Genomic DNA, 20,784 nt, shown 5'->3' with positions numbered 1-20,784 from the left:
GGTCGGGATGGCGTCGCCCCTCCCGGGGGGCGGCGTCGTTCGTCGTCCGTCCGACCTCGGGGCCGTCGGGCCTCGGGGCGTTCCGGCCTCAGGACGGTCGGGCCTCAGAACGGTCCGGCCTCAAGACCGTCCGGCTTCAGCGTGCCCCGGTCTCAGCGCGTCGTTCGTCGAGGTGGTCGGCCAGTTCGCCCCAGGCCACGACCACGTCGCGCAGCGCACCGGCCGTGCTCTCGTCGAGCACCGAGACGAGGCCGCGAGGATCGTCGACGAGGACGAGTGCGCTCGACCTCGACAGCACCGCGTACGACGACGACCGGTCGCCGACGGGTGCGTTCGTGCCCCGCAGTTCGAGGTGCAGGCGACCCGACGACCGCGTGAGACGTGCCCGCACCGGATCGCCGTCCGAGGCGAAGAACTCGGCCAGCGCCTCTCGGTCGTCCGAGAGGACGTCACGCTCCCACCCGTTCTCGGCGAGCCGCGAGTCGGCACCGGCCACCGACTGCCAGAGGACGACCGACCTCTCGGTCGGGGATGCTCCCGCACGCAGGCCGAAGCGCGCCTCCAGGTTGTCCGCGACGGCGGCGGACACCGCCGCGCGGTCGACCGACGGCGGCCGATCGAGCCGGTCCACCACGACCGCGACGCCGGCGTCCAGTTCGCGAGGCCAGGTCGACACCCGCGTCTCGTCGAGCAAGCGGTCGTGGTCGCCCGAGAGCAGGACCTTCTCGACGAGCTCGTCGAGGCGCGCGAGAGCCCGACCGAACTCCCGGTCGGCGGTGGGTCGGAGGGGCGGCCTCGTCCGGACGGCTGCCGCGAACGCTCGTCGGCGTTCCCGCTGGTCGAGGGGGCGTTCGCCGTTGCGGTACGGGCGTCGTCTCACGAGATCGCTCGCGGAGCGGGCCTACAGGGCCGTCGGTCGAGACGTCGGACGTCGTTCATGGCAGGCCTCTCGAGGGTCGTTGGCGATGACGGGGACCCAGCCTAGGCCGCGCGGGCCGTCTCGGGCCGGGCTGGTCCGAGTCCGCCGTGCATCCGGTCACGGCCCTCCGCCACGGAGCAGAATCGACGGGTGGGCACCCCAATCCGACACCCGTTGGTCGACGCGATCTCGTCGCGCGCCGTCCGGGTCGACAGCAGGGCCCGCGTCGTCCGACTCAGTCGTCCGCTCGCGGACCTCCTCGGTCGACCCCCGACGAGTCGACGTGTCGTGCTCGTCACCAGCGAACGGTCGCGCCTCACCGTCGGCCTCCGGGCCGCCCTGGTCGCCGCCGGGGGCGTCTGGGCCGTGCACGACGACCAGGACCGTCTCCGGGACGGCCTCACGGGCCTGCCCTACGCCGACGTCGACGCCGCGGCCACCGAGCCCGACGCCTCGGTGCCCGCCGCGCCGTCCGCCGGGTGGCTGCCCCTCATCGCCGACGCCGTCGACACCACCTGCCAGCTCAGCGTCGACCTCACGGTGCTCCACAGGGCGTCCCACGACACGAGCCTGGGAGGTGCGGTCGAGACCCTGGGAGCGGCGGTCTCGGGCACCGTCCCGACCCGATGGGGGGCGACCGAGCCCCTGGGCCACGGCTGGGACCGCTGGGTCCTCACCCAACACGCCCGTCACCAGGCTCCCGAGACCGTCCGGGTCGTCGTCGAGGGGCCGCACCTGTCGGCGACGATCACCGCACGGGTCACCGACCACGGCATCGAGGAGACCACGGCGTTGACGGTCGACGTGACCGAGGGGACGCTCGACGAGGCCATCGCCCGGCTGACCGACGCTCTCGGCCACATCGCCGAGTCGTCCCTGCCGACCTTCGCCCTCGTCATCGCCCGCGAGGGCGAGTCCGATCGGTGCGTCCGGGCCGTGACCTACCCCCCGCCGAACCCGGTCGCCCTCTTGATCGGCGCACCGTCCGTGCGTCGGCTCGGCCTCGAACGCTCCGCCCTCGACGCCGGACGTCCGGTCGTCGTGGTCGGCCGACCGCGCCTGCCCGCCTACGTCGTGCCGCTGGGTGACGAGGCCACGTCGGGCTGGAACGCCCTGCACCGCACGCTGGAGGCGGTCGGCCCCGAGAGGCTCGCCCAGCTCGTCGCCAGCCCTCTGCTCCAGGCGTGGGAGGAAGACCTGCACGAACTGGACCTGCTGCACGAGAGCACGGCCGAGGCCGAGGCCGAGGCCATCACCGAGGCCGATGCCGGGACGGGCAGCCGGTCCGGCGGCCAGACCGACGGCATCGAGTCCCAGGCCGGAACCGAGCGTCCGCGTCCGGCCGAGGACGAGAGCTGATGCCCCGCGACATCACCATCCTGAGTCCGCACGTCTACGACCAGCTCGACCTCGCGACGGCGGCCCACGCGGTCGACGGTTCGCTCGGCGTGCGCGAGATCGACGGCGGCGACGCCCTCCAGGTGTTCGGGGCGGGTGGGGTTCCGCTGCTCACCGTCTACCAGGCGGCCGAACTGACCGAGGCGGACGAGGTCCACCGTCTGCTGCCCGACCCGCCCTCGGTGCCCCTACCGGTGTTCTGGATCGACGCCGTCGCCCCGATGGGCGACGAAGGCGAGACCGGGGTGTCGGTCGCGCTACGACTCGCCCTCGGCCTCGAGGCCGCCTGCATCGTCGAGGACGACTGACCAGGTCGTCGACGTGCGTCCATGCGCCGCCGCGACCCGTCGGACGAGAGAGGGCCCGACCACATGGTGGTCGGGCCCTCTCTCGTGGAGGTGGCTCGGTGTCAGGCCCGTCCGCGCAAGACGGCCTGCTTGACCTCGGCGATGGCCTGCGTCACCTGGATGCCGCGCGGGCAGGCCTCGGTGCAGTTGAAGGTGGTGCGGCAGCGCCACACGCCTTCTTTGTCGTTCAGGATGTCGAGGCGCACCTGCGCACCCTCGTCGCGCGAGTCGAAGATGAAGCGGTGCGCGTTGACGATGGCGGCCGGACCGAAGTACTGGCCGTCGGTCCAGAACACCGGGCAGCTCGACGTGCAGGCGGCGCAGAGGATGCACTTGGTCGTGTCGTCGAAGCGCTCACGCTGGGTGGCGCTCTGCAGGCGCTCCTTCTCGGGCTTGGACGAGGCCATGAGGAACGGCTGGATCTCGCGGTACGACTGGAAGAAGGGCTCCATGTCGACGACGAGGTCCTTCTCGAGGGGAAGCCCCTTGATGGCTTCGACGTAGATCGGCTGCGAGATGTCGAGGTCCTTGATCAGCGTCTTGCAGGCCAACCGGTTGCGACCGTTGATGCGCATCGCGTCGGAGCCGCAGACGCCGTGGGCGCACGAACGACGGAAGGTCAGCGAACCGTCCTGCTCCCACTTGATCTGGTGCAGGGCGTCGAGCACCCGGTCCGTCGGCAGCACCTGGACGTCGAAGTCCTGCCAGCGGGGCTCGTCGTCGACCTCGGGGTCGAACCGGCGGATGATCAGGGTCGCCGTGAACGTGGGGACGGCGTCGGCGCCCTGGGGCTTGTTCTCGAGGACAGCGGTGCTCATGTCAGTACTTCCGTTCCATCGGCTGGTAGTTCGTGATCACGACGGGTTTGGTGTCGAGGCGGATGTGGTCGCCGGCCAGGGACGAGTGGGCGTCGCCCGTCAGGTACGCCATCGTGTGGACGAGCCAGTTCTCGTCGTCGCGCGTGGGGTAGTCCTCGCGGAAGTGCCCCCCGCGGCTCTCCTGACGCGAACGAGCCGAGTAGACGACGACCTCGGCGAGGTCGAGCAGGAAGCCCAGCTCGATGGCCTCGAGCAGGTCGGTGTTGAAGCGCTTGCCCTTGTCCTGCACCGAGATGTTCTTGAACCGGTCGCGGAGGTCGGCGATCACGTGGGTGACCTCGTCGAGGGTCTCTTCGGTACGGAACACCTGGGCGTTGCGGTCCATGCTGTCTTGCAGCTCCTTGCGCAGCGTCGCGATGCGCTCGGTGCCCGTGGCGTTGCGGACGTCCTCGACGAGACCGCGCACGAAGCCGGCCGGATCGTCGGGCAGCGGCACGAAGGGTGCGTCCTTCACGTACTCGACGGCGTTGTTGCCGGCGCGCTTGCCGAAGACGTTGATGTCGAGCAGCGAGTTCGTGCCGAGGCGGTTCGAGCCGTGCACGCTGACGCAGGCGCACTCGCCGGCGGCGTAGAGGCCCGGCACGACCGTCGTGTTGTCGCGGAGCACCTCGGCCTTGACGTTCGTCGGGATGCCACCCATGGCGTAGTGGGCGGTCGGCAGCACGGGGACGGGCTCGGTGTAGGGCTCGACGCCGAGGTAGGTGCGGGCGAACTCCGTGATGTCCGGCAGCTTGGCGTCGATCACGGCCGGGTCGAGGTGGGTGATGTCGAGGTAGACGTAGTCCTTGTGCGGTCCGGCCCCACGGCCCTCGCGGATCTCGGTCGCCATGCAGCGCGCGACGATGTCGCGGGGCGCCAGGTCCTTGATGGTGGGGGCGTATCGCTCCATGAAGCGCTCGCCCTCGCTGTTGCGCAGGATCGCGCCCTCACCGCGGGCGGCCTCGCTCAGCAGGATGCCGAGCCCGGCGAGGCCGGTCGGGTGGAACTGGAAGAACTCCATGTCCTCGAGCGGCAGGCCCTTGCGCCAGATGATGCCCACGCCGTCGCCGGTCAGGGTGTGCGCGTTGGACGTCGTCTTGTAGATCTTGCCGAAGCCGCCGGTGGCGAAGATGACGGCCTTGCCCTGGAACACGTGCAGGTCGCCGGTCGAGAGCTCGTAGGCGATCACGCCGGCCGGGCGCTCTTCTCCGTCGATCTCTCCCATGATGAGGTCGAGGACGTAGAACTCGTTGAAGAAGTTGATGCCGTGCTTGACGCAGTTCTGGTAGAGCGTCTGGAGGATCATGTGACCGGTGCGGTCGGCCGCGTAGCAGGCTCGCCGGACGGGGTTCTTGCCGTGCTCGGCCGTGTGGCCGCCGAAGCGACGCTGGTCGATCTTGCCCTCGGGGGTGCGGTTGAACGGCAGCCCCATGTTCTCGAGGTCGAGGACGGCGTCGATCGCCTCCTTGGCGAGGATCTCGGCGGCGTCCTGGTCGACGAGGTAGTCGCCGCCCTTGACGGTGTCGAACGTGTGCCACTCCCAGTTGTCGTCCTCGACGTTGGCGAGGGCCGCGGCCATGCCGCCCTGGGCCGCACCGGTGTGCGAACGGGTCGGGTACAGCTTCGAGATCACCGCGGTGCTGGCGTTCGGGCCGGCCTCGATGGCCGCCCTCATGCCCGCACCCCCGGCCCCGACGATGACGATGTCGTGCTGGTGGTAGTGGACGCCGTCGACGACGGTGCTGGCGGGGGCGGGGGAGGGTGTGGTCACGGTTCTTTCCGGTGGGGGACGTGCGGCCGGTGGCCGGAGTGGACGGTGGGCCGGGTGGCTAGCCGGCGGTGCAGAACGACGGCAGCAGGTCGGCCGGGGCGTTCGCGGGGCACGGGTCGAACGTGTAGATCACGAGCGTGCCGAGGACGAGCAGGACGACGGTCGAGGTGACGAGCGTGACGAGCAGGACCTTGCGCACCGTCGGCTTCGAGATGTAGTCGTTGACGATCGTCCGCATGCCGTTCGTGCCGTGGATCAGCGCGAGCCAGAGGAGGAGGGTGTCGTAGACCTGCCAGAACGGGCTGGCCCACTTGCCGGCCACGAAGGCGAAGTCGATGGCCTTGACGCCGCCCTCGCTCGCGAGCAGGTTGATGAACAGGTGGCCGAACACGAGCACGACGAGCAGCAGGCCGCTGGCGCGCATGTAGATCCAGCCCCACTTCTCGTAGTTGGTGGAGCGCTGGGCCGCACGGGCCGAGCGCGGGGCTTCGACGGTCTGGGTGGTCATGGCTCTACTCCGAGAAGACGTTCATCAGGTGGCGCGGGGCGAAACCGGCGAACAGGACCACGGCGAGGCCGATGACGACCCAGAACATGACGCGCTGGTACTTGGTGCCGGGGCCCCAGAAGTCGATGAGGATGATCCGCAGGCCGTTCAGGGCGTGGAACAGGATCGCGGCGACGAGGCCGGTCTCGCCGAGCCCCATGATCGGGTTCTTGTAGGTGCCGATCACCGCGTTGTAGGCCTCGGGGCTGATCCGCACCAGGGCGGTGTCGAGGATGTGCACCAGCAGGAAGAAGTAGATGCTCACGCCGGTGATGCGGTGGAGGACCCACGACCACATGCCCTCACGGCCCCGGTAGAGGGTGCCGGCGATCTTCCCGGGCGCCTTGGGCGCACTGATCTTCGGTGCACCCGGTCTGCCTGCCGGTGATGCGACCGTTCGCGTCGACTGCTCGGCCATGAGCACTTCTCCTCGCGGATGGGGCGGACGACGCTCTCGCTCGATCGGTACGAGGGACAGCCGTGTCCGCTGGTGGCGTTCTCAGAACCTGTCCAGTCTATGTTCCCGCCGAGTGCGGACGCGGCCCCGCCCCTCCGAAGTCGTTCGACGTCGAGACAAGACGGACCCGTCGGCCCGGCCCCGCGATCAGCGGACGGAGGCGCGCTCAGCCCCGTCGCGGACGCTCGCCATCGCCCGTCGGTAGTGCTCGACGAGCTCGTCGCCGAGCGTCTCCCACGTGCGTCCGACGACCGCCCGCCTGCCGGCCTCGCCGAAGCGGGCCCGCAGCTCGTCCGACGCGACCAGGGTGCGGACGCTCCGGCGGAGCGAGTGGTCGTGGCGGGGCTCGAAGAGGAACCCGTCGACCCCGTGCCGCACCAGGTCGAGGGGCCCGCCCGCGGCCGGGGCCACGACCGGCAGTCCGCTGGCGTGGGCCTCCTGGACGGTCTGACCGAAGGTCTCGGTCGAGCCGGTGTGCACGAACACGTCGAGCGCCGCATAGGCGTCCGCGAGGTGCTCACCGTGCAGAGGGCCGGTGAACACCGGGTCGAGCTGTCGCAGGCGGCGGCGGAGGGCGGGCAGTGAGGGGCCGCCCCCGACGACCACGAGGCGGGCCTCCCGCAGGGGGCGCAGGGCGGCCAGCCGCTCGACCTGTTTCTCGGGGGCCAGCCGGCCCACGTAGCCGACGAGCACCTGATCGGGTGCGCCCCAGGACTCCCGCAGGGCGCGCACCGCGTCGCCCGACTTGCGGTTCGGGTGGAACAGGGCCGAGTCGACTCCACGCCCCCAGGTCGCGAGCCGGCCCACGCCGGCCGTCTCGAGGTCCCGCAAGGAGGCGCGCGAGGGGACCAGCGTCGTCGTGGCCTGGTCGTGGATCCGGCGCACGAGCCGCCAGGCGACGGCCGAGCCGAGCCCGAGGCCGTTCGTCCCCGCGTACCGGGCGACGTCGGTCTGGAAGACGGCGACCGAGGGCACGCCCAGGCGTGCCGCCGCGGCGATGGCCTGGGCGCCGAGCAGGAACGGCGAGGCGACGTGCACGACGTCGGGTCGGAACCCGGCGATGGCGGCCGCGACCTGCGGGTTCGGCAGACCGACCGGGAACTGGCGGTAGGCCACGGACGGCACCCGGTGGACGGGGAAGCCGGCGTAGCTCGTGGTCCCGCGGCCCGCCGGGGCGATGACCATGGCCTCGTGTCCGCGTCGGGCCAGGTGGTCGAGCACGCGCAGCACGCTCGTGGTGACCCCGTTGACGGTGGGTAGGAAGCTCTCGGTCACGATCACGACTCGCATCGGTCCTCCTCGGACTGCTCGTGCTGCGAGCCTCGACGGCGACGGTGGCGCGAGGGGATCGGAGGCATGGAGGAGGGGCGTCGATAAGGTGAACTCATGACGATCCAGGAAAGCCTCGACCGGTTCTACAGCATCATCCCGGCGGGTGGCATCGGGTCCCGTCTCTGGCCGCTCAGCCGCGCCGACGCGCCCAAGTTCCTGCACGACCTCACCGGCAGCGGGTCGACCCTGCTGCGCGGCACCTGGGACCGCCTCGCCCCGCTCAACGGCGACCAACGCATCATGGTCGTCACCGGGCGGGCACACCGAGCAGCGGTCGAGTCGCAGCTGCCCGGCCTCGCCGACCACAACGTCGTCCTCGAGAGCGAGCCGAAGGACAGCACCGCGGCCATCGGCCTCGCCGCCGCCGTCCTCCGTCGTCGTGAGCCGGACGTCATCATCGGCTCGTTCGCCGCCGACCACGTCATCGCCGACACCCGCGGTTTCGGTCGGGCCGTCCGCGAGGCCATCGTCGCCGCCGACGAGGGCTACATCGCCACGATCGGCATCACCCCCACCGAACCCGCGATCGGGTTCGGCTACATCCATGTCGGCGCACCGCTCGACATCGAGGGCGCACCGAGCGCCCGCACGGTCGAGTCGTTCGTCGAGAAGCCCGACCTCGAGACGGCCGAGCGCTACGTCTCCGGCGGCGACTACCTCTGGAACGGCGGCATGTTCATCTCGCGGGCCGACCGGTTGCTCGAGCAGCTGGGCGAGACCCGTCCCGACCTGCTCGAGGGCATCGAAGAGCTCGCGGCGGCGTGGGACACCCCGAAGCGCGGCACCGTCGTCGACAAGGTGTGGCCCGGCCTCGAGAAGATCGCCATCGACTACACCGTGGCCGAACCCGCCGCCGCGGCGGGCCGGCTGGCCGTCGTGCCCGGCGACTTCGACTGGGACGACGTCGGCGACTTCGCCTCCATCGCCAAGCTGCACGCCGGCGGTCGCAAGAGCGACCTGGCCATCCTCGGCGAGAACGCCCGCGTGCTCGCCGACAGCTCGAGCGGCATCGTCGTCGGCAACAGCGGCCGGCTGATCTCGCTGATCGGCGTCAACGACATCATCGTGGTCGACACCCCCGACGCCCTGCTCGTCACGACGACGGCGAACGCCCAACGCGTCAAGGGCGTCGTGGACGCCCTCAAGCTGAGCGGTCGCAGCGACGTCCTCTGACCCGCTCCGGGCCCGTGGACGTTTCGTGCTCGTTACGTCGTGGTCGCGACTGTGTAACGCCTCGGCATCACTACCACCCGTCGGTCGGAGGCGCTCGTCACAGTAGGTAACCTGTCAGCCATACCCACCCGGCGCGCCTCGTGCCGGGCTGCACCCTGGAGGACAACTTGACTACAACTGCGCGCAAGGCCGTGCTCAGCGGCCTCGCCCTGGCGAGCACCGCCGTCATCCTGGCCGGCTGTGCCTCGGCCCCCGAGAGCGGCTCTGGCTCGACCAGCGGCGCCTCGAGCGACTTCGTCCCTTGCATGGTCTCCGACGCCGGCGGCTTCGACGACAAGTCGTTCAACCAGCTCGGCTACGAGGGCCTGACCGAGGCCGCGAAGACCATCGGGTCCACGCCCAAGACGGTCGAGTCCGCCGACGAGACGGTCTACGACGCCAACCTGTCGAACCTCGCCGACCAGGGCTGCAACCTGATCGTCACGGTCGGCTTCGCGCTCGCCGACGCCACCAAGTCGGCGGCCGAGGCGAACTCGGGCATCAACTACGCCACCATCGACGACTCGTCGATCACGGCCGACAACGTGCAGCCGATCACCTTCAACACGTCCGAGGCCGCGTTCCTCGCGGGCTACGCGGCGGCGAGCTACTCGAAGACCGGCGTCGTCGGCACCTTCGGCGGCATGCAGTTCCCGACCGTCACCATCTTCATGGACGGCTTCGCCGACGGCGTGAAGTACTACAACGAGCAGAAGAGCAAGGACGTCAAGGTCGTCGGCTGGGACGTTGACGCCCAGAACGGCACCTTCACCGGTGGCTTCGAGGCCGGCACCACGGCCAAGCAGAGCGCCCAGACCCTGATCGACCAGAACGCCGACGTCATCCTGCCGGTCGGTGGCCCGATCTACCAGAGCGCCGCCGAGGCGATCCGCGACTCCGGCAAGGACGTCGTCCTGGTCGGTGCCGACAGCGACACCTACGAGACCGACAGTGCCAACAAGGACCTCTTCCTCACCTCGGTGCTCAAGGGCATCAAGCAGGCGACCGACGCGGTCGTCACGCAGGCCAGCGAGGACAAGTTCTCGAGCACGCCCTACGTGGGCACGCTCGAGAACGACGGCGTCGGCATCGCCCCGTTCCACGACTACGCCGACAAGGTCGACTCCGGTCTGCAGGACGAGCTCGACACCATCAAGGCCGGCATCATCGACGGCTCCATCGAGGTCGAGTCCCCGTCGGCGCTCACCAGCTGACGAAAGCACCTCCCGTCATCGATTAGCATCGACTGACCCAGGGCCGGGAGCGACGGTCACCCCGTCGCTCCCGGCCCTCTCAACGCCTGTGGGCGGGCCGCCGACCCGGTGCCGCCCGTCCCCACCCGAATGCCTAGACCCGAGGTAGCCACCTGAGATGAAGCTCGAACTGCGGGGCATCACCAAGCGATTCGGCGCGCTGACCGCCAACGACCACATCAGCCTGACCGTCGAGCCCGGCGAGATCCACTGCCTGCTCGGCGAGAACGGTGCCGGCAAGTCCACGCTGATGAACGTGCTCTACGGGCTCTACCAGGCCGACGAGGGCGAGATCCTGCTCGACGACGCCGTCCAGCACTTCTCGGGTCCGGGCGACGCCATGGGCGCCGGAATCGGCATGGTCCACCAGCACTTCATGCTGGTGCCCGTCTTCACCGTCGCCGAGAACGTCATGCTCGGCCACGAAGAGACCAGGTCCGGCGGCCGGCTCGACCTCGCCGCGGCACGCGCCAAGGTGCGAGAGATCAGCAGCCGGTTCGGCTTCGACATCGACCCCGACGCCCTCGTCGAGGAGCTGCCCGTCGGTGTGCAGCAACGCGTCGAGATCATCAAGGCCCTGTCCCGTGACGCCAAGGTGCTCGTGTTCGACGAGCCCACCGCCGTGCTCACGCCGCAGGAGACCGACGAGCTCATGGTGATCATGCGTCAGCTGCGCGACGCCGGCACCGCCATCGTCTTCATCACCCACAAGCTGCGCGAGGTGCGCGAGGTCGCCACCCGCATCACCGTCATCCGACTCGGCACGGTCGTCGGCGAGGCCGAACCGACCGCCTCGAACGCCGAGCTCGCCTCGCTCATGGTCGGTCGCGCCGTCGAGCTCACCGTCCAGAAGGCCCCCGCCGAAGCCGGCGAGCCCGCCCTGGTGGTCGAGAACCTCCGGGTGGTCGACCCCATCGGACAGGTCGTCGTGGACGACGTCTCGTTCGAGGTCCGCCGGGGCGAGATCCTCGCCATCGCCGGCGTCCAGGGCAACGGCCAGACCGAACTCACCGAGGCCATCCTCGGCCTCCAGCCCCGGGTCGAAGGGCGGGTCTCCCTGGACGGGCGCGACATCACGGGCCGCAGCGTGCGCCAGGTCCTCGACGCGGGCGTCGGTTTCGTCCCCGAGGACCGCAACCAGGACGGCCTCGTCGGCGAGTTCACCGTGGCCGAGAACCTCATGCTCGACCGCTCGCAGTCCGGTCCCTTCGTGAAACGCGGCTCGCTCAAGCTCGCCGAGCTCGCGGCGTTCGCCGTGGCCAAGGTGAAGGAGTTCGACATCCGCACCCAGGGCATCACGACGCCTGCCGGCCGCCTCTCGGGCGGCAACCAGCAGAAGGTCGTTCTGGCGCGCGAGCTCAGCCGCGACCTGCGGCTCTTCGTGGCCGCCCAGCCCACCCGCGGCATCGACGTCGGGTCGATCGAGTTCGTGCACAAGCGCATCGTCGAGACCCGCGACCAGGGCGTGCCCGTCATCGTCGTCTCGACCGAGCTCGACGAGGTCGCCGCCCTGGCCGACCGCATCGCCGTGATGTACCGCGGCACCATCGTCGGCATCGTGCCGGCGGACACCCCTCGCGACGTGCTGGGGCTCATGATGGCCGGCGAGATGCCGCAGGGAACGGAGCAGGCAGCGTGAGCGACGCCACGACCACCACGACGGGCCCGGGCACGCCACCCGCCCCGTCGTCACCGGAGTCGACCGAGGGACGCGGCTCGCGCCTCCTGAGAGAGATCACGACCGGCAACGCCGCCATCTCGGTACTCGCCGTCGTGTTGGCACTCGTCGTCTCGGGCCTCCTCATCGGGTTCACCGACACCACGGTGCAGGGCACGCTGGGCTACTTCTTCTCGCGCCCGGCCGACTTCTTCCAGGCGTTCTGGACCGCGGTCGGCGGGTCGTACTCGTCGCTCTTCCAGGGCGCGATCTACAACTTCCGGGTCGACGGCTTCGCGGCGGGCATCCGTCCGCTGACCGAGACGCTGAACTACGCCGTGCCCCTCATCGCCGCGGGCCTCGGCGTCGCGGTCGCGTTCCGCGTGGGCCTGTTCAACATCGGTGCCCGCGGGCAGATGCTGATGGCCTCGGCCGCCGCCGGCTGGGTGGGCTTCTCCTTCCACCTGCCGCTCGCCGTGCACCTTCCCCTCGCCCTCGCCGCCGGCATCGCCGCGGGTGCCCTGTGGGGCGGCATCGTGGGCCTGCTCAAGGCCCGCACCGGCGCCCACGAGGTGATCCTCACGATCATGCTCAACTACATCGCCTTCTACCTGTTGGCCTTCATGTTGCGGACGCAGGGCCTGCTGCAGGCTCCGGGCAGCGCGAACCCCAAGTCGCCCGCCACGCTCGACACGGCGATCCTGCCCGACCTGTTCGGCGCCCGGTACAACCTCAACTGGGGCTTCGTGCTGGTCATCGTCATCACCGCCGTCGTCTGGTGGCTGATCAACCGGTCGACGCTCGGCTTCCGGTTCCGTGCCGTCGGCGAGAACCCGCACGCAGCCCGCACGGCCGGCATGAACGTCAAGAACATCTACCTCTACGCGATGCTCATCTCGGGTGCGCTCGCGGGCGTCGCCGGGTCGACCCAGGTGCTCGGCACGCTGACCAGCGGCTTCACCTCGGGCATCGACGCCGGCATCGGCTTCGACGCGATCACGGTCGCGCTGCTCGGTCGTTCGCGGCCGTGGGGAGTGTTCGGCGCCGGCGTCCTCTTCGGCGCGCTCAAGGCCGGCGGGTACTCGATGCAGGCCGCCAACGGCGTACCGATCGACATCGTGCTCGTCGTGCAGTCCCTCATCGTGTTGTTCGTGGCCGCGCCCCCGCTGGTCCGAGCGATCTTCCGTCTGCCGGCCCCGGGCCTCCGCCCGGTGCGCAAGGCCTCGAACAAGGAGGCGGTGGTCACCAAGTGAGCACGCTCACCCCCGACACCGCGGTCCCCGCCGCGCCGTCGCCCGACCTGGCGCGGGCCTCCTCCCGCAGCCTCAAGGCCCCGATCGCGTTCGCGATCTTCACGGTCGTGGCCGCCGTGCTGTTCCTCGGCCTCGCCCGGGACGGCGAGAGCACCTTCCGCCTGTCGACGACGACGGACTTCTTCGCCCTGCCCGACGCGGTCCTGCCGGCGGCCGGCACCGGCATCGTGCTGACGGTGCTCCTGGCCGTCATCACGGTGGTCGCGGTGCTGCGCGCCGTCCGCTTCGAGAAGGTGCCGATCTGGCTGATCGCCGTGTTCGGCGTCCTCTTCCTGCTCGGCTTCCTCACGTGGGCGAGCGCCGGTCAGACCATCCCGGTGCCCGGTCTGCTGCTCGGCGCCCTCGCACTCAGCACCCCGCTGATCTTCGGTGCCCTCGGCGGTGTCATCAGCGAGCGGGTCGGTGTCGTCAACGTCGCGATCGAGGGGCAGTTGCTCGCCGGAGCCTTCGTCTCGGCCATGGTCGCCTCGGCGACCGGGTCGGCCTACGTCGGCCTGGTCGGGGCGATGATCGCGGGCGTGCTCGTGTCGATGGTCCTGGCGGTCTTCAGCATCCGCTACATCGTCGACCAGGTCATCGTCGGCGTCGTGCTCAACGTGCTCGTCACGGGCCTCACCAGCTTCCTGTACTCGCAGGTGCTGTCGAAGTCCGAGTCGCTGAACCGCGGCGTGCGGTTCCCGCAGCTCGACATCCCGGTCCTCAGCCAGATCCCGATCGTCGGGCCGGTCTTCTTCCGTCAGACGATCATCGTCTACCTGATGTACATCGCGATCGCGGTCGTCTTCTACGGTCTCTTCCGCACGCGGTGGGGGTTGCGCCTCCGTTCGGTGGGCGAGCACCCGCAGGCGGCCGACACCGTGGGCATCAAGGTCAACGCCACCCGGTTCTGGAACGTCTCCCTCGCGGGGGCGATCGCCGGCCTCGGCGGGGCGTACTTCACGCTCGGTTCGCTCGGCAACTTCCAGAAAGAGATGACGGCGGGCGCGGGCTTCATCGCCCTGGCCGCGGTCATCTTCGGTCGGTGGGACCCAATCCGGGCCACGCTCGCCGCGCTGTTGTTCGGCTTCGCGAGCAACCTGCAGAACGTGCTCGGCGCCATCGGTTCGCCGGTGCCCAGCGAGTTCATGCTCATGCTGCCGTACGTCGTGACGATCTTCGCGGTCGCCGGCCTGGTCGGGCAGTCCCGGGGCCCCGCGGCCTCGGGCAAGCCTTACATCAAGTCGTGACCGCCCGCAGCAGCGAGTCCGTGCTCGCCGAGACCGACTGGGACGCCCTCCGCGGGGCGGCTCGCGACGCCATGCGCAAGGCGTACGTCCCCTACTCGAACTTCCCCGTGGGGGCCGCGGCCGTCACGGACGACGGTCGGATCGTCTCGGGCTGCAACGTCGAGAACGCCTCGTACGGCATCACCCTCTGCGCCGAGTGCTCATTGGTGTCCGACCTCGTCATGTCGGGAGGGGGCCGTTTGGTCGCCTTCGCCTGCGTCGACGGCAACGGCGGGGTCCTGATGCCCTGCGGGCGGTGCCGTCAGCTGCTCTACGAACACTCCGACGAAGCCATGGTCCTCGACACCGTCTCGGGCTTCAAGACCATCGACGAGGTCATCCCCGACGCGTTCGGACCGCGGCAGCTCGAGGCGTACCGCGCCTCGCAGGGCTGACCCGCGCCTCCTCGTCCCTCCCGGTCGCGACCCCGTGGTCGCGCCCTCGCACCACCCATCGCACCACTGCTAGGAGCCCCGCCGTGACCCAGAACGCCGTCGAACCGTTCGACACCGTCGACCTCATCCGCGTCAAGCGGGGCGGCGACGCCCTCAGCACCGCGCAGATCGACTGGCTCATCGACGCGTACACGCGCGGGTACGTCGCGGACGAGCAGATGTCGGCGCTGACCATGGCGATCTTCCTCAACGGCATGGAGCGCCGAGAGATCCGAGACATGACGATGGCCATGATCCGGTCGGGCGAGAGGATGGACTTCGCCGGGCTCGGCAAGACGACCGTGGACAAGCACTCCACCGGTGGCGTCGGTGACAAGATCACCCTGCCGCTGGCTCCGCTCGTCGCCTCGTTCGGCGTCGCCGTGCCCCAGCTCTCGGGCCGGGGCCTCGGCCACACCGGGGGAACACTCGACAAGCTCGAGTCGATCCCCGGCTGGCAGGCCTCGATCTCGAACGACCGCATGCGCGAGATCATGGCCGACAGCGGCGCCGTCGTCTGCGCCGCCGGGTCGGGCCTCGCCCCCGCCGACGGCAAGCTCTACGCGCTCCGTGACATCACGGGCACCGTCGAGGCCATCCCGCTGATCGCGTCGTCGATCATGAGCAAGAAGATCGCCGAGGGCACCGCCGCCCTCGTCCTCGACGTCAAGTTCGGGTCGGGCGCCTTCATCCAGGACATCGAGCGGTCGCGTGAGCTGGCCCGCACCATGGTCGACCTCGGCACCGACGCCGGCGTCGCGACCACCGCCCTGCTGACCGACATGAACGTGCCGCTCGGGTTGACCATCGGCAACGCCCTCGAGGTCCGTGAGTCGGTCGAGACCCTCGCCGGAGGCGGCCCCGCCGACATCCGCGAGCTCACGGTGGCACTCGCCCGCGAGATGCTGACCCTCGCGGGGAGACCCGACGCCGACGTCGAGGCCGCCCTCGACGACGGACGCGCCATGGACGCCTGGAAGCGCATGATCCGTGCCCAGGGCGGGGACCCCGACGCCGCGCTGCCGACCGCCCGCGAGACGCACGTCGTCACCGCCGGGCGCAGTGGTCACCTGACCGAGCAGCACGCGCTGCCCTTCGGCATCGGTGCCTGGCGCCTCGGTGCCGGTCGCGCCCGCAAGCAGGACCCCGTGCAGGCGGCCGCCGGCATCGAGCTGCACGCGAAGCCGGGCGACCGGGTCACCGAGGGCCAGCCCCTCTTCACCCTGCACACCGACGAACCCGAGCGGTTCGAGCGTGCCCTCGAGGCCGTCGACGGGGCGTGGACGATCGGCGACGAGGCTCCGGCGGCGCGCACGATCGTCGCCGAGCGCATCGGCTGACGACCCGCCCGAGCACGTCCCACCGGCACCGCGCCTCCGTCCAGGAGGCGCGGTGCCGGTTCTCGTGGAGAGCGCACCTCTCTCGTGGCGCGCGTCCAGAGTCGCCGCCCGGAGCGCTAGTAGATTGAGGGCATGAGCGCTCCCGACAAGGACTACCGGCTGCCGAACGGGGGCCCGCGCCTCGCGGCCCTGCCGAAGGTCTCGCTGCACGACCACCTCGACGGCGGACTCCGGCCCGAGACCATCGTCGACCTCGCGGTCGAGGCCGGCGTCGATCTCCCCGCGTCCGAACCCGAGGCGCTGCGCCGCTGGTTCGTCGAGAACGCCGACTCCGGCACCCTCGTCGACTACCTCGCGACCTTCGAGCTCACGGTCGCGGTCATGCAGACCCGCGAGCAGCTGACCCGGGTCGCGCACGAGTTCGTCCTCGACCTGGCCGCCGACGGCGTCGTCCACGCCGAGGTGCGCTGGGCCCCCGAGCAACACCAACGGCAGGGGCTCACCCTCGACCAGGCGGTGGAGGCCGTGCAGGCGGGCTTCGCGTCGGCCGTGCAGTCGCTGGCCGACGACGGGTACGAGATCTCGGTCGGGCAGATCCTGAGTGCGCTGCGCCAGGGCGAGCGATCGCTCGAGATCGCCCAGCTCGCCGTGCGCCATCGCGAGAACGGCGTGCTGGCCTTCGACATCGCCGGTCCCGAGGCGGGGTACCCGGCCGCCGACCACAGGGTCGCCTTCGACCTGTTGGCCCGCGAGTTCATGCCCGTCACGGTGCACGCGGGCGAGGCCGACGGTCTCGACAGCATCCGGGGTGCGCTGATCGACGGGCGGGCCCTCCGGCTCGGCCACGGGGTCCGCATCGCCGAAGACATCCGCGTCGTCGCGAGCAAGGGGTCGACCTCCACCGTCGAGATCGGGCCGATCGCGTCGTGGGTGCGCGACCGCGAGATCCCGCTCGAGTTGTCGCCGCAGTCGAACCTGCAGACCGGTGCCATCGCCGCCTGGGGAACGGACCTCGACGACCACCCCTTCGACCTGCTGTACCAGCTCGGCTACGGCGTGACGGTCAACACCGACAACCGCCTGATGAGCGACACGAGCCTCTGCAAAGAGCTCGCCCTGCTCAGCCAGGCCTTCGACTACGACCTCGACGACCACGAGACCTTCCAACTCAACGCCGCCGCGTCGTGCTTCCTGCCCCTCGAGGACCGCGAGGCGCTGGCCGACCGCATCACCGCCGGCTTCGAGGGGGCCTGACCATGGCACTCCCGCCGCTGCCGGACGAGGCCGTCGTCATCGGCGCCCAGGTCGTCGACTGGCGTGAGGCCGTCCGAGTGGCCGGTCGTGCCCTGGTCGACTCCGGTGCCGCCCGCGAGGGCTACGGCGACGAGATGGTCCGCATGATCGACGAACACGGCCCCTACGTGGTCATCGCCCCCGGTCTCGCCCTGGCCCACGCACGGCCCGGTGACGACGTCGTCCGCGACGGCCTGGCCGTCGTGACCCTGGCCGAGCCCGTTCCGTTCGGGCACCCGCACAACGACCCGGTCAGCGTGGTCCTCGGCCTCGCGATCGTCACCGTCGGCGGCCACCTCGAGTCGATCGCCGACCTGGCGAACGTCTTCAACGAGGCCTCCGTCATCCCCGCCCTCGCGGCCGCCTCCTCGGTCGACGAGGTGCGGCGGCTCATGGGCGTCCCCGCCTGATCGCCCTCCCACGGATCGAGACCTCCCCACAATGAAGATCGTCACCATCTGCGGCGCCGGCATCGGCAGCAGCGGAATCCTCAAGGTCAACGCCGAGCGGGTCCTGGCCAAGCTCGACATCGAGGCCGACGTGGTCGCAGCCGACATCGGCTCGATCGCGACGGTCGGTGACGATGCGCAGGTGATCCTCACGTCGGCCGAGTTCGTCGAGGCCATCGGCTCCACGTTCGCCGACGTCATCGTCATCCAGAACCACTTCGACCAGGCGGAGCTCACCGAGAAGCTGCAGAAGTCGCTCGGCTGACCGCGGCGTGCGGCACCGGGGCGAACCTCACCGGCCACGACGAGAGAGACCCCGGAGGCGCAGCTCGCGCCTCCGGGGTCTCTCTCGTCGTCCGGGCGGTCACCGCCCCGACCGTCAGGCCAGGAGGTCGCGCATGCCCGCGTCGAGATCGGCCACGGCCGCCTCGGCGGCGGCTCGACGGGCGACGGCGTCGCCCTCGGTGCTCGACGCGTCGATGTAGACCTTGAGCTTCGGCTCGGTGCCGCTCGGGCGGACGATGACGCGTGAGCCGTCGGTGAGCCAGTAGCGGAGGATGTCGCCCGCGGGGAAGGCTCCGAACCCGTCCCGGAAGTCGTCCACCCGGTCGACGCGGTGCGAGCCGATCGTCGACGGCGGGCGCCGGCGGAGACCGTCGGTGAGGTCCGTGATGGTGGCGAGGTCCTCGACCCGGATCGAGATCTGCGAGGAGGCGTAGGCGCCGAACCGCTCGTCGAAGGCGACGAGGTGCTCGGCCAGGCTCGACCCGGCCGTGTGCAGCTCCGTGGCGAGGGCGAGGAGGTCGACCGCGGCCGAGATCCCGTCCTTGTCGCGGACGACGTCGGGGTCGACGAGGTAGCCGAGTGCCTCTTCGTAGCCGTAGAGCAGCCCTCCGACGCGGGAGACCCACTTGAATCCCGTGAGCGTGTCGACGTAGTCGAGTCCGTGTACCCGGGCGATCTCGCGCAGGGCGGGCGACGAGACGATGCTCGCGGCCAGGGTGCCGTCGCGGTCGTCCCGTCGTGCCCGTTCTGCGGCGCGCCAGCCGAGCAGCGAGCCGACCTCGTTGCCGCTGAGTCGACGCCAGCCGCCGTCGACGGGGATCGCGACCGCGAGCCGGTCGGCGTCGGGATCGTTGGCGATGACCAGGTCGGCCTCGACGCGGCCGGCCGTGGCGTACGCGAGGTCCAGGGCGCCGGGCTCTTCCGGGTTGGGGAAGGCCACGGTCGGGAACGCCGGGTCGGGGGCGCTCTGCTCGCCGACCGGGATCGGCTCGGTGAAGCCGGCGGTCGCGAACACGCGGCGTGCGACCTCCCACCCGACGCCGTGCATCGCGGTGTAGACGACCCGTGGCTGACGACCGTTCGCCGCCGTGCCGGCCACCGCGGCGGTGCGACGGACGTACTCCATGACGAGGTCGTCACCGGCCTCGCGGTAGTCGTCGGAACGGGCCAGTCGCGTGACGGGGGACTGCGCGGCCTCCTCGATCTCGGCGGCGATCTCGCCGTCGACCGGGGACACGATCTGCGAGCCGGCGTCGACACCGCCGAGGTAGACCTTGTAGCCGTTGTCCTGCGCCGGGTTGTGGCTCGCGGTCACCATGACGCCTGCGCTGACGTCGAGGTGGCGCACGGCGAAGGCCAGCACCGGGGTCGGGAGGGCGCGGGGCAGGATCGTGGCCGCGACGCCCGCGGCGGCCATGATCTCGGCCGTGTCCCGCGCGAAGACGTCGGAGTTCTTGCGCCCGTCGTAGCCGATGACGATGGAGGGGCTCGACTCGCGGCCCCGCAGGAAGGCCGCGAAGCCGGCCGCGGCCTGCGCCACGAGCACGCGGTTCATGCGGTTCGGACCCGAGCCGAGGGCGCCGCGCAGGCCGGCCGTGCCGAACTGCAGGCGACCGGCGAAGCGGTCGGCGAGTTCGGACGAGGCGTCGGCGTCGTCGGAGCCGGCCCGGGTCAGCAGTCGGTCGAGCTCGTCGCGCGTCTCGTCGTCGGGGTCCTGGTCGCGCCAGGCGGTGGCCGACGCGATCAACCGCTCGAGGTCGGACGAGACCGGGGAGCCGTCGCTGCCGGACCCCGTCACGTCGCCGCTCACAGGGCCGCCACGATGCGGGCGAGCAGGTCGCTGATCTTGGCCTCGGCCTCGCGCCCGGCCTCGAGCACCTCGGCGTGGCTGAGCGGCGTCTTCTGGATGCCCGCGGCCAGGTTGGTGATCAGCGACATGCCGAGCACCTCCATGCCGGACTGGCGCGCGGCGATGGCCTCGAGGGCCGTCGACATGCCCACGATGTGCCCGCCGATGGCCTTGGCCATCTGCACCTCGGCCGGCGTCTCGTAGTGCGGGCCGCGGAACTGCGTGTAGACGCCCTCGTCGAGCTCGGGATCGATGCCGCGGGCGACGTCGCGGAGGCGCGTCGAGTAGAGGTCGGTCAGGTCGATGAACGTCGCGCCCTCGAGGGGCGAGTCCGCCGTGAGGTTGATGTGGTCGCTGATCAGCACCGGCGTGCCGGGCTTCCAGGTCTCCTTGATGCCCCCGGCACCGTTCGTCAGGATCATGGTCGTCGCGCCCGTGGCGGCGGCCGTGCGCACGCCGTGCACGACCCGACGCACGCCGTGGCCCTCGTAGTAGTGGGTGCGGGCGCCCATGACGAGGGCCTGCTTGCCCGAGGGCAGTGCGATGCTGCGGATCGAGCTCGTGTGGCCGACGACGGCCGACGCGGCGAAGCCGGTGATCTCGGTCGCGGGGACCTCGGCGACGGTCTCACCGATCAGGTCGGCGGCCTTGGCCCAACCGCTGCCCAGCGTCAGGGCGATGTCGTGTCGGGCGACGCCGGTCTTCTCGGCGATCTCGGCGGCGGCGGTGCGGGCGACCTCGAAGGGGTCGGCGGCGCGGTCGTCGAGCGGGTGCGTGGTGGTCTCAGACATGGCGTCCACTCTAGG

General features: G+C 70.7%; 20 protein-coding genes. 12 read left to right on the top strand and 8 right to left on the bottom strand.

Going from position 1 to position 20,784, the window contains the following annotated elements:
• Window positions 1-136: 136 nt before the first annotated feature.
• Window positions 137-880: a hypothetical protein gene (locus tag OVA02_RS14525; protein ID WP_267658728.1), complete on the bottom strand. Its 744-nt coding sequence runs from the start codon at window positions 878-880 to the stop codon at window positions 137-139.
• Window positions 881-1,069: 189 nt separating this feature from the next.
• Between OVA02_RS14525 and OVA02_RS14520 the strand changes: the two genes are divergently transcribed.
• Both OVA02_RS14520 and OVA02_RS14515 read left to right on the top strand, forming a co-directional pair.
• Window positions 1,070-2,278 (top strand): DUF6177 family protein, encoded by a 1,209-nt coding sequence (locus OVA02_RS14520; protein WP_157485342.1) that lies wholly within the window; start codon window positions 1,070-1,072, stop codon window positions 2,276-2,278.
• Window positions 2,278-2,625: a hypothetical protein gene (locus OVA02_RS14515; RefSeq protein WP_056046421.1), complete on the top strand. Its 348-nt coding sequence runs from the start codon at window positions 2,278-2,280 to the stop codon at window positions 2,623-2,625. The genes OVA02_RS14520 and OVA02_RS14515 overlap by 1 nt, the downstream gene beginning before the upstream one ends.
• Window positions 2,626-2,726: 101 nt before the next feature.
• Here the strand turns inward: OVA02_RS14515 and OVA02_RS14510 are convergent, their stop codons facing one another.
• From OVA02_RS14510 to OVA02_RS14490, 5 genes are all read right to left on the bottom strand, one after another.
• A complete protein-coding gene (locus tag OVA02_RS14510) occupies window positions 2,727-3,482 on the bottom strand; it encodes a succinate dehydrogenase iron-sulfur subunit (protein WP_056046419.1) in 756 nt (251 codons plus the stop codon).
• A gap of 1 nt (window position 3,483) precedes the next feature.
• Window positions 3,484-5,292 carry a succinate dehydrogenase flavoprotein subunit gene (gene sdhA, locus OVA02_RS14505; RefSeq protein WP_056046417.1) on the bottom strand — a complete coding sequence of 603 codons (1,809 nt, stop codon included), beginning with the start codon at window positions 5,290-5,292 and terminating at the stop codon, window positions 3,484-3,486.
• Between the two features lie 58 nt (window positions 5,293-5,350).
• Window positions 5,351-5,800 carry a succinate dehydrogenase, hydrophobic membrane anchor protein gene (sdhD, locus tag OVA02_RS14500; protein ID WP_267658727.1) on the bottom strand — a complete coding sequence of 150 codons (450 nt, stop codon included), beginning with the start codon at window positions 5,798-5,800 and terminating at the stop codon, window positions 5,351-5,353.
• Between the two features lie 4 nt (window positions 5,801-5,804).
• Window positions 5,805-6,257 (bottom strand): succinate dehydrogenase, cytochrome b556 subunit, encoded by a 453-nt coding sequence (gene sdhC, locus OVA02_RS14495; protein WP_082460414.1) that lies wholly within the window; start codon window positions 6,255-6,257, stop codon window positions 5,805-5,807.
• Between the two features lie 186 nt (window positions 6,258-6,443).
• On the bottom strand, window positions 6,444-7,586 hold the full coding sequence (locus tag OVA02_RS14490; protein ID WP_056046412.1) for a glycosyltransferase family 4 protein: 1,143 nt from the start codon (window positions 7,584-7,586) through the stop codon (window positions 6,444-6,446).
• A 96-nt stretch (window positions 7,587-7,682) separates the two neighbouring features.
• On the opposite strand from OVA02_RS14490, the gene OVA02_RS14485 reads away from it, so the two are divergent.
• The 10 genes from OVA02_RS14485 (at window position 7,683) to OVA02_RS14440 (ending at window position 18,109) form a co-directional block, all read left to right on the top strand.
• Entirely contained in the window at window positions 7,683-8,801 is a 1,119-nt protein-coding gene (locus OVA02_RS14485) for a mannose-1-phosphate guanylyltransferase (RefSeq protein ID WP_056046410.1), read from the top strand.
• Between the two features lie 167 nt (window positions 8,802-8,968).
• Complete coding sequence (locus OVA02_RS14480) at window positions 8,969-10,054, top strand: BMP family lipoprotein (RefSeq protein WP_056047703.1); 1,086 nt, start codon at window positions 8,969-8,971, stop codon at window positions 10,052-10,054.
• Between the two features lie 157 nt (window positions 10,055-10,211).
• Entirely contained in the window at window positions 10,212-11,732 is a 1,521-nt protein-coding gene (locus OVA02_RS14475; protein WP_056046408.1) for an ABC transporter ATP-binding protein, read from the top strand.
• Complete coding sequence (locus OVA02_RS14470; RefSeq protein ID WP_056046406.1) at window positions 11,729-13,003, top strand: ABC transporter permease; 1,275 nt, start codon at window positions 11,729-11,731, stop codon at window positions 13,001-13,003. The genes OVA02_RS14475 and OVA02_RS14470 overlap by 4 nt, the downstream gene beginning before the upstream one ends.
• On the top strand, window positions 13,000-14,289 hold the full coding sequence (locus OVA02_RS14465) for an ABC transporter permease (protein ID WP_056046404.1): 1,290 nt from the start codon (window positions 13,000-13,002) through the stop codon (window positions 14,287-14,289). Before OVA02_RS14470 ends, OVA02_RS14465 begins: the two co-directional genes overlap by 4 nt.
• Window positions 14,286-14,723, top strand: a complete 438-nt coding sequence (locus OVA02_RS14460; protein ID WP_162234605.1) for a cytidine deaminase — start codon at window positions 14,286-14,288, stop codon at window positions 14,721-14,723. Before OVA02_RS14465 ends, OVA02_RS14460 begins: the two co-directional genes overlap by 4 nt.
• Window positions 14,724-14,806: 83 nt before the next feature.
• The gene (locus OVA02_RS14455; RefSeq protein ID WP_267658726.1) at window positions 14,807-16,102 is read left to right on the top strand and encodes a thymidine phosphorylase; all 1,296 of its coding nucleotides are present in this window, start codon (window positions 14,807-14,809) and stop codon (window positions 16,100-16,102) included.
• Between the two features lie 132 nt (window positions 16,103-16,234).
• Window positions 16,235-17,356: an adenosine deaminase gene (locus tag OVA02_RS14450; RefSeq protein ID WP_056046400.1), complete on the top strand. Its 1,122-nt coding sequence runs from the start codon at window positions 16,235-16,237 to the stop codon at window positions 17,354-17,356.
• Between the two features lie 2 nt (window positions 17,357-17,358).
• On the top strand, window positions 17,359-17,805 hold the full coding sequence (locus tag OVA02_RS14445) for a PTS sugar transporter subunit IIA (RefSeq protein WP_056046397.1): 447 nt from the start codon (window positions 17,359-17,361) through the stop codon (window positions 17,803-17,805).
• Between the two features lie 31 nt (window positions 17,806-17,836).
• Entirely contained in the window at window positions 17,837-18,109 is a 273-nt protein-coding gene (locus OVA02_RS14440; RefSeq protein WP_056046395.1) for a PTS sugar transporter subunit IIB, read from the top strand.
• A 114-nt stretch (window positions 18,110-18,223) separates the two neighbouring features.
• Here the strand turns inward: OVA02_RS14440 and OVA02_RS14435 are convergent, their stop codons facing one another.
• On the bottom strand, window positions 18,224-19,927 hold the full coding sequence (locus tag OVA02_RS14435; RefSeq protein WP_200922602.1) for a phospho-sugar mutase: 1,704 nt from the start codon (window positions 19,925-19,927) through the stop codon (window positions 18,224-18,226).
• An 8-nt stretch (window positions 19,928-19,935) separates the two neighbouring features.
• Window positions 19,936-20,769, bottom strand: a complete 834-nt coding sequence (locus tag OVA02_RS14430) for a purine-nucleoside phosphorylase (RefSeq protein WP_056046393.1) — start codon at window positions 20,767-20,769, stop codon at window positions 19,936-19,938.
• Window positions 20,770-20,784 lie beyond the last annotated feature (15 nt).

Source organism: Frigoribacterium sp. SL97 (assembly GCF_026625765.1).
Taxonomy (GTDB): Bacteria; Actinomycetota; Actinomycetes; order Actinomycetales; family Microbacteriaceae; genus Frigoribacterium.
This window is presented reverse-complemented; position numbering and strand designations above follow the sequence as displayed.